The 13036-nt window shown below is 65.0% G+C and carries 17 protein-coding genes; 5 read left to right on the top strand and 12 right to left on the bottom strand.

Annotation, left to right across the window (positions count from 1 at the left end):
* Positions 1–70: 70 nt before the first annotated feature.
* Positions 71–355: a hypothetical protein gene (locus tag MRBLMC3_RS05450; RefSeq protein ID WP_363734473.1), complete on the bottom strand. Its 285-nt coding sequence runs from the start codon at positions 353–355 to the stop codon at positions 71–73.
* Between the two features lie 5 nt (positions 356–360).
* A complete protein-coding gene (locus MRBLMC3_RS05445; RefSeq protein WP_363826414.1) occupies positions 361–1830 on the bottom strand; it encodes a L,D-transpeptidase family protein in 1470 nt (489 codons plus the stop codon).
* A gap of 58 nt (positions 1831–1888) precedes the next feature.
* Here MRBLMC3_RS05445 and MRBLMC3_RS05440 point away from each other — a divergent pair, with 58 nt between their 5' ends.
* Positions 1889–2812, top strand: a complete 924-nt coding sequence (locus MRBLMC3_RS05440; protein WP_363826659.1) for a histone deacetylase family protein — start codon at positions 1889–1891, stop codon at positions 2810–2812.
* 98 nt (positions 2813–2910) lie between these two features.
* Here the strand turns inward: MRBLMC3_RS05440 and MRBLMC3_RS05435 are convergent, their stop codons facing one another.
* The 7 genes from MRBLMC3_RS05435 to hisB all read right to left on the bottom strand — a co-directional run bounded on the left by MRBLMC3_RS05435 (position 2911) and on the right by hisB (position 7042).
* A complete protein-coding gene (locus MRBLMC3_RS05435; RefSeq protein WP_363734475.1) occupies positions 2911–3486 on the bottom strand; it encodes a hypothetical protein in 576 nt (191 codons plus the stop codon).
* A 76-nt stretch (positions 3487–3562) separates the two neighbouring features.
* The gene (locus MRBLMC3_RS05430) at positions 3563–3883 is read right to left on the bottom strand and encodes a phosphoribosyl-ATP diphosphatase (protein ID WP_363755049.1); all 321 of its coding nucleotides are present in this window, start codon (positions 3881–3883) and stop codon (positions 3563–3565) included.
* 42 nt (positions 3884–3925) lie between these two features.
* Positions 3926–4165, bottom strand: coding sequence for a PEP-CTERM sorting domain-containing protein (locus MRBLMC3_RS05425; RefSeq protein WP_363735353.1), 240 nt, complete (start codon positions 4163–4165; stop codon positions 3926–3928).
* Between the two features lie 160 nt (positions 4166–4325).
* A complete protein-coding gene (gene hisF, locus MRBLMC3_RS05420) occupies positions 4326–5090 on the bottom strand; it encodes an imidazole glycerol phosphate synthase subunit HisF (RefSeq protein WP_133652348.1) in 765 nt (254 codons plus the stop codon).
* Entirely contained in the window at positions 5087–5824 is a 738-nt protein-coding gene (gene hisA / locus MRBLMC3_RS05415; RefSeq protein WP_363755047.1) for a 1-(5-phosphoribosyl)-5-[(5-phosphoribosylamino)methylideneamino]imidazole-4-carboxamide isomerase, read from the bottom strand. The genes hisF and hisA overlap by 4 nt, the downstream gene beginning before the upstream one ends.
* A 16-nt stretch (positions 5825–5840) precedes the next feature.
* Positions 5841–6458 (bottom strand): imidazole glycerol phosphate synthase subunit HisH, encoded by a 618-nt coding sequence (gene hisH / locus MRBLMC3_RS05410; RefSeq protein ID WP_363826411.1) that lies wholly within the window; start codon positions 6456–6458, stop codon positions 5841–5843.
* Positions 6455–7042, bottom strand: coding sequence for an imidazoleglycerol-phosphate dehydratase HisB (gene hisB, locus MRBLMC3_RS05405; protein WP_133652346.1), 588 nt, complete (start codon positions 7040–7042; stop codon positions 6455–6457). Before hisB ends, hisH begins: the two co-directional genes overlap by 4 nt.
* 99 nt (positions 7043–7141) lie before the next feature.
* Between hisB and MRBLMC3_RS05400 the strand changes: the two genes are divergently transcribed.
* The 4 genes from MRBLMC3_RS05400 to gmk are packed head-to-tail and all read left to right on the top strand — an operon-like array spanning position 7142 to position 10181.
* Positions 7142–7618 (top strand): SspB family protein, encoded by a 477-nt coding sequence (locus tag MRBLMC3_RS05400; RefSeq protein WP_133652345.1) that lies wholly within the window; start codon positions 7142–7144, stop codon positions 7616–7618.
* Positions 7619–7670: 52 nt separating this feature from the next.
* On the top strand, positions 7671–9071 hold the full coding sequence (gene fumC, locus MRBLMC3_RS05395; RefSeq protein ID WP_414714621.1) for a class II fumarate hydratase: 1401 nt from the start codon (positions 7671–7673) through the stop codon (positions 9069–9071).
* A gap of 49 nt (positions 9072–9120) precedes the next feature.
* The gene (locus MRBLMC3_RS05390) at positions 9121–9462 is read left to right on the top strand and encodes a hypothetical protein (RefSeq protein WP_363826406.1); all 342 of its coding nucleotides are present in this window, start codon (positions 9121–9123) and stop codon (positions 9460–9462) included.
* Between the two features lie 53 nt (positions 9463–9515).
* On the top strand, positions 9516–10181 hold the full coding sequence (gene gmk / locus MRBLMC3_RS05385) for a guanylate kinase (protein WP_363734479.1): 666 nt from the start codon (positions 9516–9518) through the stop codon (positions 10179–10181).
* Positions 10182–10198: 17 nt separating this feature from the next.
* Here the strand turns inward: gmk and MRBLMC3_RS05380 are convergent, their stop codons facing one another.
* The 3 genes from MRBLMC3_RS05380 to wrbA form a co-directional block, all read right to left on the bottom strand.
* Positions 10199–11266, bottom strand: a complete 1068-nt coding sequence (locus MRBLMC3_RS05380) for a class I SAM-dependent methyltransferase (protein ID WP_363826403.1) — start codon at positions 11264–11266, stop codon at positions 10199–10201.
* Positions 11256–12158, bottom strand: a complete 903-nt coding sequence (gene lgt, locus MRBLMC3_RS05375; protein ID WP_363734481.1) for a prolipoprotein diacylglyceryl transferase — start codon at positions 12156–12158, stop codon at positions 11256–11258. Before lgt ends, MRBLMC3_RS05380 begins: the two co-directional genes overlap by 11 nt.
* A 228-nt stretch (positions 12159–12386) precedes the next feature.
* Positions 12387–12986 carry an NAD(P)H:quinone oxidoreductase gene (wrbA, locus tag MRBLMC3_RS05370; protein WP_363734482.1) on the bottom strand — a complete coding sequence of 200 codons (600 nt, stop codon included), beginning with the start codon at positions 12984–12986 and terminating at the stop codon, positions 12387–12389.
* Positions 12987–13036 lie beyond the last annotated feature (50 nt).

Genomic DNA, 13036 nt, shown 5'->3' with positions numbered 1-13036 from the left:
GGCAATGACCGTAAAACCGCCGTCCCGCCTCCTTTTCGGGGCGGGGCGATCGCGAAGGGGACGCCGGGTCCTATTCCGTGGCGTTGGCGCCTTCGTCTCCGCCGAGGCGCGCGGTCATGCCGGTCGCGGCGGCATCGTCCTCGATTTGCTGCTGTTCGGAAATGCTGGGCGGCGGCGCGGGTTCCGGCGCGGCATTGTTGCTCGGCTCAGGCGCCGGCGCGACGGGTTCTTCCTGGATGACGTTCTCCGCAGGCGGCTCGACCAGATTATTGGTCACTGGCGCCTCTTCCTCCTTCTTGCCGCAGGCGGCGAGGACGAGCGTGCCGGCGAGGGCGACAAGGGCGAATTTGCGCATGAAGATCAATCCTTGGATGCGATGGAGGTGGCGGGCGCGGCGGTCGGATCCACGCGGCGGCTGGACGCTTCGATCTTCTCGGCCAGCAGCTTGTCCCAGCCATAGGGATCGGAACGGAAGCTCATCGTGCCGTTATTGCCGGCAAAGGCTGTCCAGTAGAGCAGGTACACGGCCACTTCCTTGGGCAGCGACACCCTCTGGGTCTTGCCGGTATCGATCAGCGACTGGATCTTGCCCGCCAGATCGGGATTGCCGGCCACCATCAGTTCCGCCAGCGGAACGGGCTTTTCCAGGCGGATGCAGCCATGGCTCGCCAATCGGTCATAGCTCGAAAACTTCGCCCGTGATGGCGTATCGTGCAGATAGACGGCGAACGGGTTGTTGAAGTCGAACTTCAACCGGCCCAGCGCGCTGTTGGGGCCCGCCGGCTGCACGATCCGCTCGCCAGTCTCCGGCGTGCCGACAATCTTGTAGCCTTGCCGGATCAGCGTGGCGCGCCCCTTGGGCCACAATTCGCGCTTCGCGATGGAGGCGGGGACGTTCCAGGGCGGATTGACGACGATCGAATGGATGCTGGACGACAGCATCGGCGTCGCATTGTCCGGCGCGCCGGTGACGGCGCGCATCGACGTCACGGGTTCATCCCCCTCGAACACTGTCAGCACCGCCGCGGCGATGTTCACCTGCACCCGGTTAACCGGCAACTCGCGGGGCATCCAGCGCCAGCGTTCCATATTCGCCATGATCGCGGCGATGCGGTCGTCCACCGGCACGTTCAATTCCTTGAGCGTCCGCGCGTCGAGCAGGCCGGTGGGATTGAGGCCATAGCGCCGCTGCGCCCGCTGTAGAACATCAACCAGCTTCTCGGTGGGCGTGACGCTCTTGTCCTCGATCGCGATGCGCGCGCGCACGACGTCCGGGGAGGAGTGCGCCGTCAGGGTCGGCCAGCCTCCCGCGTCGCGAATCCGCTCGTAATTGGCCAGGCCCTTGCGAAGTCCGTCATAGCCGGCATAGGGCGGCGTCAGGCTGAGCGCCCATTGCGGCAGCCTGTCCTCGCTGATCGCCTTGGCAAGGCCGGGGCGAGGATCGAAGCGCGCCGGCCGCAAAGCCCAGATCTCTAGGAAATCGGCGGTGTCCACGCGGCCCGTGCTCAACGCCTTCGCTCGATCCAGCACGGCGGACAGAAGGGCATCGCCCTTGAGCGTCTCGGTCGCTCTGGCCCGCGCCATCAGCCCCTGAACCGCGCCACCCCTGAGCCAGTCGTTCAGCCATTTTTCCTGCGCTGCCGTCGGTTGCGGTAGTGGCACGGGCGGCGGCGTCACCATCGCGGGCGGCAGTATCACCTGAGGCGCCGGCGGTTGAGACGAGGGCGCCGGGATGGTCGGCGCGACTGCCGGCGGCTGCGCCACTGTCGGGCTCGCGACAGCGCTCAGGAGGGAAATAATGGAAAAACGGATCAATTCGGGACGGTTCATGCTGGACCAGATAGCGCAAAGCCCGCATCGTTCAAACTCGAAGATAGCGGAAAAGATGATGCTGCATGTCGTTCACCATCCGGCTTATGTCTCTCCGGCAACAGAGGGCAGTTCCTTTCGCTTCGACAAATATGGGCTTGTGATGGAAGCGCTGAGCATGGCGGCGACAGCCTTTACCGTGCATGAACCCGCCCCGATGCCGCGCGCGTGGATAGAGGCGGTTCACGATCCGGCCTATGTCGAAGAGGTGGCGACGCAGACTGTTCCTCGGGAAAAGGAAAGGCGCATCGGCTATCCGGTGACGGAGCGGGTGTCGCGCCGCTCCATGCTGTCGCCCGGCGGCACGTGGCTGGCGGCGCGGCTCGCCATGCAGCATGGCTATGCTGCCAATGCGGCGGGCGGCAGCCATCACGCGCTGCCCGACAGCGGGGCGGGATATTGCGTGTTCAACGACCTTGCCATCGCCGCCCACCGGCTGATCGAGGAGCGGGGGGTGAACCGCATATTGATCCTCGACCTCGACGTCCATCAGGGCGACGGCACGGCGGTGATGACTGGGGGACGGAGCGAAATCTTCACCCTCTCCATCCATGCGGAGCGGAATTTCCCCGTGCGCAAGGCTCGCTCGACACTTGATATCGGCCTTCCCGATGGAACGGGCGATGAGGCCTATATGGATGCGTTGATGAAGGTTCTCCCGCGCACGCTCGACGATTTCCAGCCCGAGCTGATCCTCTATCAGGCCGGCGTCGACCCGCATGTGGATGACCGGCTGGGGCGGCTGGCGCTCAGCGACGCAGGGCTGGACCGCCGGGACCGCGCGGTGATGCGCTGCGCGCGCAGTCGCGCTATTCCGCTGGCCAGCACCATGGGCGGCGGCTATGGCGAGGATCGAATGGCCGTTGCCCGCCGACATGCGGAATGCATGATCCGCCTGGCGGAAGAGGCGATGGGGGCTGGGGGCTATAGCCCGACCCTTTAGAGCGGATTTCGATCTGATTGAATCAGATCCCCGCTCTGGTTTCCTTGTTTTCCGCGATTTCTTAACCAGCGATCGGTTCCGATCGCTTGGAAATCGCTCTAATGCACCGTATCGGGGTTCACCGATTGGGCTTCGGGCGCATGCCGGCTTTCCATGATTTTCGCGGCAACCAGTCCCGCCGCGACCAGGGCGACGAAATCGCTGAAGGCTAGATAAAGAATGTAGCCCCACGGCGCATGGTTGAACACGGCCTGGCCGATATGCAGCCACAGCACCGCCGCCAGTGCGAACAGGACCGTTGCTCTCATCCTGCTGTCTGCGTCCACGAACCGCAGCATCAGCGCGATGATGACGCCGACGACCAGCGCCAGGATCAGGCCGCCGATCAGCGCGCTGGCGTCAGTCACGGGAAATCCGCCATTATTGTAGAAGATCGTTGCGACCGGACCCTTGCCATAGAGGATGGTGCCCTGGGCGGTGGACGGATCGGGAATCACATAGACGCCGGTGCCGGATGGCGTCAGCGCCTGCGCGAGGGCGGCCTGCAGGTTGCTGCCCGCGGCGGCCTCCGCACGGTGAAAGGCGAGGGCGCTGAGCGGCGTCCCCCAGAAGATGAAACCGACAATATAGAGTGTGACGCCGCCGATCAGGCCGCCCAACAGGGTCTTGAACATATGCCCTCCTGTCCTCTCAATGGCTGAGAGGCTGACGGACAAACGCCAAAGCCGCAATATCTTTCCCGACGGGCGATCAGTCGGCCGTGCGGGAAGCCTTTTCGGCGATGCCCGACACGCCCTCTCTCCGGTCGAGTTCGTCCAGCACATCGTCCAGGGAAATGTCGAGATCGGCCAGCAGCACCAGCAGGTGGAACAGCAGGTCTGCGCTTTCGCCTATCGCTCCGTCGCGATCCGACGCCATGGCGGCGATCACCGTCTCCACGGCCTCCTCGCCGACCTTCTGCGCGATCTTGGCCCGGCCGCGTGCGGTCAGCCTCGCCACATAGGACTGGTCGGGATCGGCCTTCCGCCTTTGACGGATGGTTCGTTCAAGGTCGAAAAGGGTCGCGCGCATGGCGCCATGAAGCGCCACGCGCGCGAGCCGTCAAACGAAAATTTACTTGCGCTTGCGCCGGGCAACGAAAACCCGTGCGCCGAGCGCTGCGGCGCCAAGGCCGAACAGCGCCATCTGCTCCGGTTCGGGCACTGGCGTCGGCGCGCCGCCGGACGACGAACCGCCGCCGGAGCTGCTGGAACCGCCGCACTTCTTGCCCCAGCACCACGTCGCTTCCGCCGGAGCCGCCGCACCCATCAGAGCGACCACGCCGGCGGCCAGAAGCAGCTTGTTCACATTCATCATCTTCACCCCGCTGTTGATTAGGTCAGGTGGGCGAAGAGATGCAGGCATCGTGCCATTCGAGCGAATTGCAGGCCTCGCGGGGCCGTCATGGTTAATACCGATCTGCCTTCATTGGTTAATGTAAAGGCAACCGACATTTTCGGAGCAACCGGGTCGATCAGGTGGCCCGAACGGCGATGCCCGCGGCAGCCAGCGCCTGATGCGCTTCAGCAATGCTATGTTGACCGAAGTGAAATATGGAGGCCGCGAGCACCGCGCTGGCATGCCCCTCGACAACGCCTTCGACCAGATGATGCAGGGTGCCCACGCCGCCGCTGGCGATCACGGGTACCGACACCGCGTCGGCGATGGTACGGGTAAGGGCAAGGTCATAGCCCGCCTTGGTGCCGTCCCCATCCATGGACGTGACCAGCAGTTCGCCGGCGCCCAGTTCGGCAAGACGCACCGCATGCTCCAGCGCATCGATGCCGGTGGGCTTGCGGCCGCCATGGGTGAAGATTTCCCAACGGCCGTCGCCCACCCGTCGCGCATCGACCGAGCCGACGATGCACTGGCTGCCGAAGCGGTCGGCAATGTCGGCCACCACCTCCGGCCGGGCGACCGCCGCACTGTTCACCGCGACCTTGTCCGCGCCGGCCAGCAGCAAGGCGCGGGCATCCTCCGGGCTGCGCACGCCGCCACCCACGGTCACCGGCATGAAGCAGACCTCCGCCGTGCGCCGGACCACGTCGATGATCGTGCCGCGCGCCTCATGCGTGGCGGTGATGTCGAGGAAGCAGAGCTCGTCCGCACCCGCCGCGTCATAGATCTTTGCCTGCTCGACCGGATCGCCCGCATCGCGCAGATCGATGAAGTTCACGCCCTTGACCACGCGGCCATTGGCGACGTCCAGGCAGGGGATGACGCGGGTGCGGACAGTCATGCCGCCGCCTGCGCCACCGCCAGCGCGGCCTTCAGGTCCAGCCGCCCGTCATAGAGCGCGCGGCCCGTGATCACGCCCTCAATGCCCTCGTCGGCATGCAGGCTCAGCACGCGAATGTCCGCGATCCCGGCGACGCCGCCGCTGGCGATCACCGGAATGTCGGTGGCGCGGGCCAGATCGACGGTCGCGTCGATATTGCAGCCCTTGAGCAGGCCGTCGCGGCCGACATCGGTGAACAGCAGGCTGGCCACGCCCGCATCCTCGAACCGGCGGGCAAGGTCGACCACCGGCATGTCGGACTTCTCCGCCCAGCCATCGGTCGCGACGAAGCCGTCGCGCGCATCCACCGCCACCACGATCCCGCCGGGGAAGTCCCGCGCGGCCGCCTTGACGAAGTCCGGATCCTTGAGCGCCGCCGTGCCGATGACGATGCGCGATACGCCGAGGTCGAACCAGCGTTCCACCGCCTCCCGATTGCGGATGCCGCCGCCCAGTTGCACATGGCCGGGAAAGGCCGCGACGATCGCCTCGACAGCCTCGGCATTGACCGCGCGGCCCGCAAAGCTGCCGTCCAGGTCCACCACATGCAGATGCTGCGCGCCCGCTTGCGCGAACAGCACCGCCTGGGCGGCTGGATCGTCGCCATAGACGGTGGCGCGGTTCATGTCGCCCTCGGCCAGGCGGACGACCTGGCCGCCCTTGAGGTCGATGGCGGGGAAGACGATCAGGCTCATATTATCCTCGGCGGTTTCAGGGACGCCAATCCAGAAAACGGGACAGGAAGGAAAGGCCATAGCCCTGGCTCTTTTCCGGGTGAAACTGGCAGCCGATGATCGTGTCGCGCGCCACCGCGGCGACCAGCGGCCCGCCATGATCGGTGACGGCGGCGACATCCGCCTGGTCGGCCGCTTCGAAATGATAGCTGTGCAGGAAATAGGCCTCGCCCGCATGTAGCAGCGGCGGCGTGCCGCGCAGCATCACGTCGTTCCAGCCCATGTGCGGCACCTTGATCGCGGGGGCGCTCGGCTCGATCAGCCTGACGGTGCCGGCTATCCAGCCCAGGCCTTCATGGCAGCCGAACTCTTCCCCGGCATCGGCCAGCAACTGCATGCCCACGCACACGCCCAGGAAAGGCACGCCGCGCTTGTGGACGGCTTCGTTCATCGCCTCCACCATGCCGGGGATCGCGACCAGCGCGTCGCGGCAGGCGCGGAAGGCGCCGACGCCGGGCAGGACGATGCGATCCGCCCTGGTTACGACTTCCGGATCGGCGGTGATGACGGCGTGATCCGCCCCCGCCTTGCGCAGGGCGTTATGCACCGAATGAAGGTTGCCCGCGCCATAGTCGATCAGGGCAAGCGCGGTCACAGCATCCCCTTGGTCGAGGGAATGGCGTCTGCCTTGCGCGGGTCGATCTCCACCGCCTGCCGCAACGCGCGGGCGAGGCCCTTGAAGCAGCTTTCGACGATATGATGATTGTTGCTGCCGTAGAGATTTTCGATGTGCAGCGTGATCCCGGCGGCCTGGGCGAAGCTGTGGAAGAAATGCTCCACCATCTCGCTGTCCCATTCCCCGATGCTCTGGACGGTGAGGCCCACCTTGAACACCAGCCAGGGGCGGCCGGAAATGTCCAGCGACACGCGGGTCAGCGTCTCGTCCATCGGGGAATAGACGCTGCCGTAGCGGGAAATGCCGCGTTTGTCGCCAAGCGCCTTCGCCACCGCCTCGCCAATGGCGATCGCCGTGTCCTCGGTAGTGTGATGCTGGTCCACATGCAGGTCGCCGACCGTCTTCACGTCCATGTCGATCAGCGAATGACGAGACAGCTGCTCGATCATGTGATCCAGGAAGCCAATGCCCGTCGAAACGGTATAGATGCCGGTGCCGTCCAGGTTGACGGTCACGTCGATCTGCGTTTCCGCAGTATTGCGGTGAATGTCGGCCGTGCGCATGGCTGCGCCCTATAGCGCACTGTGCCCGTCTTGCAATGTGCTCGGGCAATCTTTGGCGCGGACTTGACCCGCGCCGCTGCGCCGTTAGGACATTGGCGCATGAGCGACGACCTGCCCGACAGCCTGATTCCCTATGATGAAATCGTGCAGGAGGCCCTGCGCGCAGTGGTTGGCCGCGTGCTTGGTGAGATCGAGCGGTCCGGTGGCCTGCCGGGGACGCATCATTTCTACATCACCTTCAAGACTCAGGCGGCCGGAGTGGATATTCCCCGCCATCTGGTCGAGCGCTTTCCCGACGAAATGACCATCGTGCTCCAGAACAAATTCTGGGATCTGAAGGTCAGTGACGACGAATTCGGGGTCAGCCTGACCTTCAACCAGGTGGCGGCGCACCTGACGATTCCGTTCGCCGCGATCACCGCCTTCGTCGATCCGGCGGTGAATTTCGCGCTTCAGTTCCAGGCGCAGGCCGACATTGCCCCAGAACCGCATGAAGAGGCGGAAAATGACGCGCCGCAGGTGACGACGGAGGACGGCTCCAACGTCGTGACGGTTGACTTCGGCAAGAAGAAATAAGGCTGGAATAACGGGTCGAGCCTCCCCAGATTGACGGCACTCCGGCGATTTCATGGGAGTGCCCGACTTGAACGACAGCCGCATCGAAACCGACAGCATCGGCGCCATTGACGTGCCGGCCAGCGCCTATTGGGGCGCGCAGACCCAGCGAAGCATCGAGAATTTTCCCTTCGGCGCGGGCGAACGCATGCCGATCGGCATCATCCATGCGCTGGCCATCGTGAAACAGGCGGCGGCGCGGGTGAATCGCGGCCACGGGCTTGAGTCGGGCTTGGCCGATGCCATAGAGGCTGCCGCGGCCGAGGTCGTCGCAGGCAGGCATGACGACCAGTTCCCGCTCGTCATCTGGCAGACCGGCAGCGGTACCCAATCCAACATGAACGTCAATGAGGTGATCGCCGGCATCGCCAACGAGGGCATGACGGGCAGGCGCGGCGGCAAGAGCCCCGTCCACCCCAACGACCATGTGAACATGGGCCAGTCGTCCAATGACAGCTTTCCGACCGCCCTGCACATCGCGGCGGCGCGGGCCGTAACGGCGGAACTGTTTCCGGCGCTCGACCGGCTCCACGCCGCGCTCGACGCCAAGGCGAAGGCCTGGGACGGCATCGTCAAGATCGGCCGCACGCATTTGCAGGACGCGACGCCGCTCACGCTGGGTCAGGAATTTTCCGGCTATGCCCATCAACTCTACCGCGGCCGTAAGCGGATCGAGCCGGCGGCCATGCACGGCATGATGGCGCTGGCGCAGGGCGGTACGGCGGTCGGCACCGGCCTCAATGCGCCCAAGGGCTTCGACGTGGCGGTGGCGAAGGAGATCGCTGCGCTGACCGGCCTGCCGTTCCGGGCCGCCGACAACAAGTTCGAGGCACTCGCCTCCAATGACCCGCTGGTCCATCTGTCCTCTACCCTCGCGACGCTGGCGGTGGCGCTGACCAAGATCGCCAATGACATCCGCCTGCTCGGCAGCGGGCCGCGCTCCGGCCTTGGCGAACTCGACCTGCCGGCCAATGAGCCGGGCAGCTCTATCATGCCGGGCAAGGTCAATCCCACCCAGTGCGAGATGCTGACCATGGTCGCCGCACAGGTGATCGGCAATCACCAGGCGGCGACGGTAGGCGGCCTGCAGGGGCATCTGGAACTCAATGTCTTCAAGCCGATGATCGGCGCTGCGGTGCTGCGGTCGATCCATCTGCTGAGCGTGGGGATGAAGAGCTTTGCCGAACGCTGCATCGATGGGCTGGAGGCGAATGAGAGGCGGATTGCCGAGCTGGTCGACCGCTCGCTCATGCTGGTCACTGCGCTGGCGCCGGAGATTGGCTATGACAATGCCGCCAGGATCGCGAAACATGCGCATGCCGAAGGGCTGACGCTGAAGGAGGCGGGCCTGCAACTGGGGCTGGTCGACGAGGCAAGCTTCGACCGGCTTGTTCGACCGGAAAATATGGTTTGATCCACATCACCATGGTGGAACCCGACGCGCTGCGGTACATTCATGTCCCATGAGGAAAAAATCGTCTGACAAGCCCGTCATCGCCGTCCGCTCGCCCCGCAAGGACGGGCTGCTGAGAAAGGTAGCCCGCGTCGGCGCGACCGTCGTTGCTGCGCGTGTGGCCGCCGATACCGGCAAGAAGGGCGTGATCGGTCTGTTGGCGGGCATGGGCGCAAAACGGCTCATCATGCGCCATCCCATGGGCACGCTGTTCGTGACCGGCGCCTATATGGCCGGCAAGGTCTATGAGGCGAAGCGCGAGGCGGACCGCAAGCGCATGGCCAAGGCCCTGCCGGACACCAGCCCGCCGCCCATCCTGATCGAGGAGGCGCGCAAGGCTCGCAAGGGCTGACGGCGCGACAGAGTCCCCCTTGCCAAATCCCGTCCATGGCGCCAAGAGCGGCCATGGCCGACAGCAGCTCCATAGAGACGCCCGATTTCAAGCGCCGCGGCGTCCTGTTCGTTCTTTCCTCCCCGTCCGGCGCCGGTAAATCGACCATCGCGCGCAAGTTGCTGGCCGCCGAGCCGGATCTTGCCATGTCCGTGTCGGCGACGACCCGCCCGATGCGGCCGGGAGAGGTCGACGGCAAGGATTATCATTTCGTCGATCTGGAGGAATTCCGGCGCATGACCGCCGATCATGAGTTCCTGGAATGGGCGCATGTCTTCGGCCAGCGCTATGGCACGCCCCGCGCTGCGGTGGAGGCGATGTTGAAGTCGGGCCGCGACGTTCTGTTCGATATCGATTGGCAGGGCGCGCAGCAGCTCCACCAGATTGCGGGCGGGGACGTGGTGCGGGTGTTCATCCTGCCGCCGTCGATGGAGGAACTGGAGCGTCGCCTGCGCGGACGGGCGACCGACAGCAATGAGGTGATCGAGGGGCGCATGTCCCGCGCCGCTGGAGAGATCGCGCATTGGGACGGCTATGATTATGTCCTGTGCAATGTGGATGCGGACGATTGTTTCCAACGCGTCCAGACCATCCTGCATGCCGAGCGCATGAAGCGCAGCCGGCAGACGGGCCTCATCGGCTTCATCCGCAGGCTGAGCCGCTATCACCAGGAAGATTGAGGGAAGCCAGGCCAGGCCTATCCCTCAAAACCTGCTGGCTCCGCCCAATCGGGATGGACCCAGGCCATCGCCTTGAACAGTGTTCCCATTGCATCGTCGGCGGTCAGCCGCAGGCGCGCTGCCTCCACCTCTTCCGCGCGGGCCGGCGTCGTGCGGGCCAGTTGATCGGCCCGGGCGTCGATGCCGAGCTGACGCAGGAAGGCGCCCTGACCGACCGGTCCCAGCACCCGCAGCCCTGCCTGTCGCGCCATGTTGCCGATCATGGTGAAGTCGACATGGGTGGTGAGGTCGCTTTCGCCCGGCTCGATGAAAGGGTCCGCGAAACGGTGCGCGCGCACCGCCTGCAACGTATCCCCCAGCGCCGGCCCCTCATAGCCATAGTCTATGATGATAGCTGCGCCGCCCTGCCGCGCGATCCTGTGTGCGAGTTCCAGCGCGATCGCCGTGCCCGCCAGCGGCATCTCCAGTACCGCACCTTCCGGCGCTTCGGTGGCAAGGGGCGGGATGCCCGATTCGACGCGGCGATAGCCGGTGACGGGCGCGAAGCGATCGGGCTGGTCCGGATCGGGGCAGATCACCACCCGTTCGCGCCATTCCCCGCCGCTGCGCACGATCTGCCGCACGGGCAAGGCGTCGAAAAATTCGTTCGCGACGACCAGCAACGGACCCTGTTCTGGCAGGCCGGAGACGGCATCGTGATGCAGGACATTGGGGATCAGCGTCCTTTGCCGTTCACGCAGGCTGGGGCTGGTCTCCACGAAATGGACCCGGGGGACGAAGGATATGCTGGCCATCGCCCGTAGCGCGTCGGAGGCGAGCGTAGCGCGACCGGGGCCGAGTTCGACATAGCCGATATCCGGCCGGCTGCCCGACCGCATCCAGACGTCCGCCAGGCACAGCCCCACCAGTTCTCCGAACATCTGGCTGATTTCCGGCGCGGTGGTGAAGTCGCCAGCGGCGCCCAGCGGGTCGCGCGTGCCGTAATAATGCTGGTTCGCCTCCGCCATATAATGGGCGATGGAAATCGGTCCGCCTGACGCGATCTGGCGCGCCAGGCGTTCCGACAGGCTCAGCTCAACTGACACTCGCGCTGCCCGCTATCGGTTCCACGCGTATGCGGCGGCTCCGGGCGGTGAAGATCAGGTACAGGCCGCCCAGGATCATCGGCACGCACAGCCACTGGCCCATGTGCAGGCCGGTGCGGGCCGCGAATTCCATGAGCTGCGCATCGGCTTCACGGAAATATTCGACCCCGAAGCGGAAGATGCCATAGCAGAGCAGGAAGATGCCCACCAACATGCCGGGCTTGTAGCGTGCGCGGGTTTTCCAGAAGGCAAAGGCAAGGATCAGGAACAGCACGATGCCCTCCAGGAAAGCCTCGTAGAGCTGGCTGGGATGGCGGGGGAAGGGGCCGCCGGTCGGGAAGACGATCGCCCAGGGCACGTCGGTTTCCTTGCCCCACAGTTCCCCGTTCACGAAATTGGCGAGCCGGCCGAAGAACAGGCCGAACGGTACGCAGCAGGCAACGAAATCATGGATGCGCAGCCAGGAGAGCTTTTCCTTGCGCGCCATGTAGAGAATGCCGAGCGACACGCCGACCGCGCCGCCGTGAAAGGACATGCCGCCGTTCCACAGCTTGAAGATGTCGAGCGGATGGCGAAGGATCTCGGGCTGGTAGAAGAACACATAGGCCAGCCGCCCGCCGATGATGATGCCCAGCGTCGCATAGAAGATCATGTCGTCCGCATGGCGGCGCGCCATGGGGGAACCGGGCTGGGCAATCAGCTTCAGCAGGTACCAGTAGCCGATCAATATGCCCGCCAGATAGGCGAGGCTGTACCATTTCAGCGTGAAGAAGCCGAGGTCGAGGGCAACCGGGCTGAGGCCGAGCTGGTCGAAGCGGATGGCCCCCGAAGCGGCGGCGGCAAGGTCAAGGATCAAGTTGGCGTTCCCCTTGGGAAATTCGGTCCCCGCCATAGAGCAAGGTGGGGGACTGAGGGAAGGGAGGAAGTTGATCGACCTGCTTCAGGAAGGCTGCATGTCGACCGCAGCCATGATGGGGCGCAACCGCAATGACATGTCCCGTCGCATCCCGGATGCAGAAAGGGAGCCGACGCGCAGTCCAATGCGCCGGCTCCCTCTGCGTTGATGCCCTGCGACCCAAGGCTCTCAACGACTGCACCGCCAAGACGGCGCAGCGATGTGTTACCCGTGCAGCTTCAGCGCCGTTTCCGCTATGCGGCGGCCCTGGTAGCGCGCGCCTTCCAGTTCTTCTTCGCCCGGCTGGCGGCTGCCGTCGCCACCGGTCAGTGTGGTCGCGCCATAGGGCGCACCCCCGCGTACCTTGTCGACGCCCATCTGCGCGGCAAAGCCATAGTCGAGGCCGACGATGACCATGCCGAAATGCAGCAGGTTGGTGATGATCGAGAACAGCGTGGTTTCCTGTCCGCCATGCTGGCTTGCCGTAGAGGTGAAGGCGCCGCCCACCTTGCCGTTCAGCGCGCCGCGTGCCCAAAGGCCGCCGGCCTGGTCCAGAAACGCCGCCATCTGGCTCGACATGCGGCCGAAACGGGTGCCGGTTCCGACGATGATCGCGTCATAGTCGGCCAGATCGGCGACGCTCGCAATCGGGGCTTCTTGATCGAGCTTGAAATGAGCAGCCTGCGCGACTTCCAGCGGCGCCGTTTCGGGCACGCGCTTGATGTCGACCTGCGCCCCTGCGGCGGCGGCGCCTTCCGCCACGGCCTTCGCCATCGTCTCGATGTGGCCGTAGGAGGAGTAGTAGAGAACCAGAACTTTAGCCATGTGCGTCTCCATTTCATCTAATGCATTGTTAATAAAAAGGTTTCAAAACA

The sequence above is a fragment of the Sphingobium sp. LMC3-1-1.1 genome (assembly GCF_040676285.1).
Classification (GTDB): domain Bacteria; phylum Pseudomonadota; class Alphaproteobacteria; order Sphingomonadales; family Sphingomonadaceae; genus Sphingobium.
This window is presented reverse-complemented; position numbering and strand designations above follow the sequence as displayed.

Excerpts from the sequence above, each read along its gene's own strand:
- MRBLMC3_RS05440 (WP_363826659.1), top strand. The coding sequence starts at position 1,889 with ATGCTGCATGTCGTTCACCATCCGGCTTATGTCTCTCCGGCAACAGAG.
- hisB (WP_133652346.1), bottom strand. The coding sequence starts at position 7,042 with ATGCGCACGGCCGACATTCACCGCAATACTGCGGAAACGCAGATCGAC.
- MRBLMC3_RS05450 (WP_363734473.1), bottom strand. The coding sequence starts at position 355 with ATGCGCAAATTCGCCCTTGTCGCCCTCGCCGGCACGCTCGTCCTCGCC.
- fumC (WP_414714621.1), top strand. The coding sequence starts at position 7,671 with ATGGGAGTGCCCGACTTGAACGACAGCCGCATCGAAACCGACAGCATC.
- hisA (WP_363755047.1), bottom strand. The coding sequence starts at position 5,824 with ATGAGCCTGATCGTCTTCCCCGCCATCGACCTCAAGGGCGGCCAGGTC.
- MRBLMC3_RS05430 (WP_363755049.1), bottom strand. The coding sequence starts at position 3,883 with ATGCGCGCGACCCTTTTCGACCTTGAACGAACCATCCGTCAAAGGCGG.
- MRBLMC3_RS05390 (WP_363826406.1), top strand. The coding sequence starts at position 9,121 with ATGAGGAAAAAATCGTCTGACAAGCCCGTCATCGCCGTCCGCTCGCCC.
- MRBLMC3_RS05435 (WP_363734475.1), bottom strand. The coding sequence starts at position 3,486 with ATGTTCAAGACCCTGTTGGGCGGCCTGATCGGCGGCGTCACACTCTAT.
- MRBLMC3_RS05425 (WP_363735353.1), bottom strand. The coding sequence starts at position 4,165 with ATGAATGTGAACAAGCTGCTTCTGGCCGCCGGCGTGGTCGCTCTGATG.
- gmk (WP_363734479.1), top strand. The coding sequence starts at position 9,516 with ATGGCCGACAGCAGCTCCATAGAGACGCCCGATTTCAAGCGCCGCGGC.
- MRBLMC3_RS05400 (WP_133652345.1), top strand. The coding sequence starts at position 7,142 with ATGAGCGACGACCTGCCCGACAGCCTGATTCCCTATGATGAAATCGTG.
- MRBLMC3_RS05445 (WP_363826414.1), bottom strand. The coding sequence starts at position 1,830 with ATGAACCGTCCCGAATTGATCCGTTTTTCCATTATTTCCCTCCTGAGC.
- hisF (WP_133652348.1), bottom strand. The coding sequence starts at position 5,090 with ATGACTGTCCGCACCCGCGTCATCCCCTGCCTGGACGTCGCCAATGGC.
- wrbA (WP_363734482.1), bottom strand. The coding sequence starts at position 12,986 with ATGGCTAAAGTTCTGGTTCTCTACTACTCCTCCTACGGCCACATCGAG.
- lgt (WP_363734481.1), bottom strand. The coding sequence starts at position 12,158 with ATGGCGGGGACCGAATTTCCCAAGGGGAACGCCAACTTGATCCTTGAC.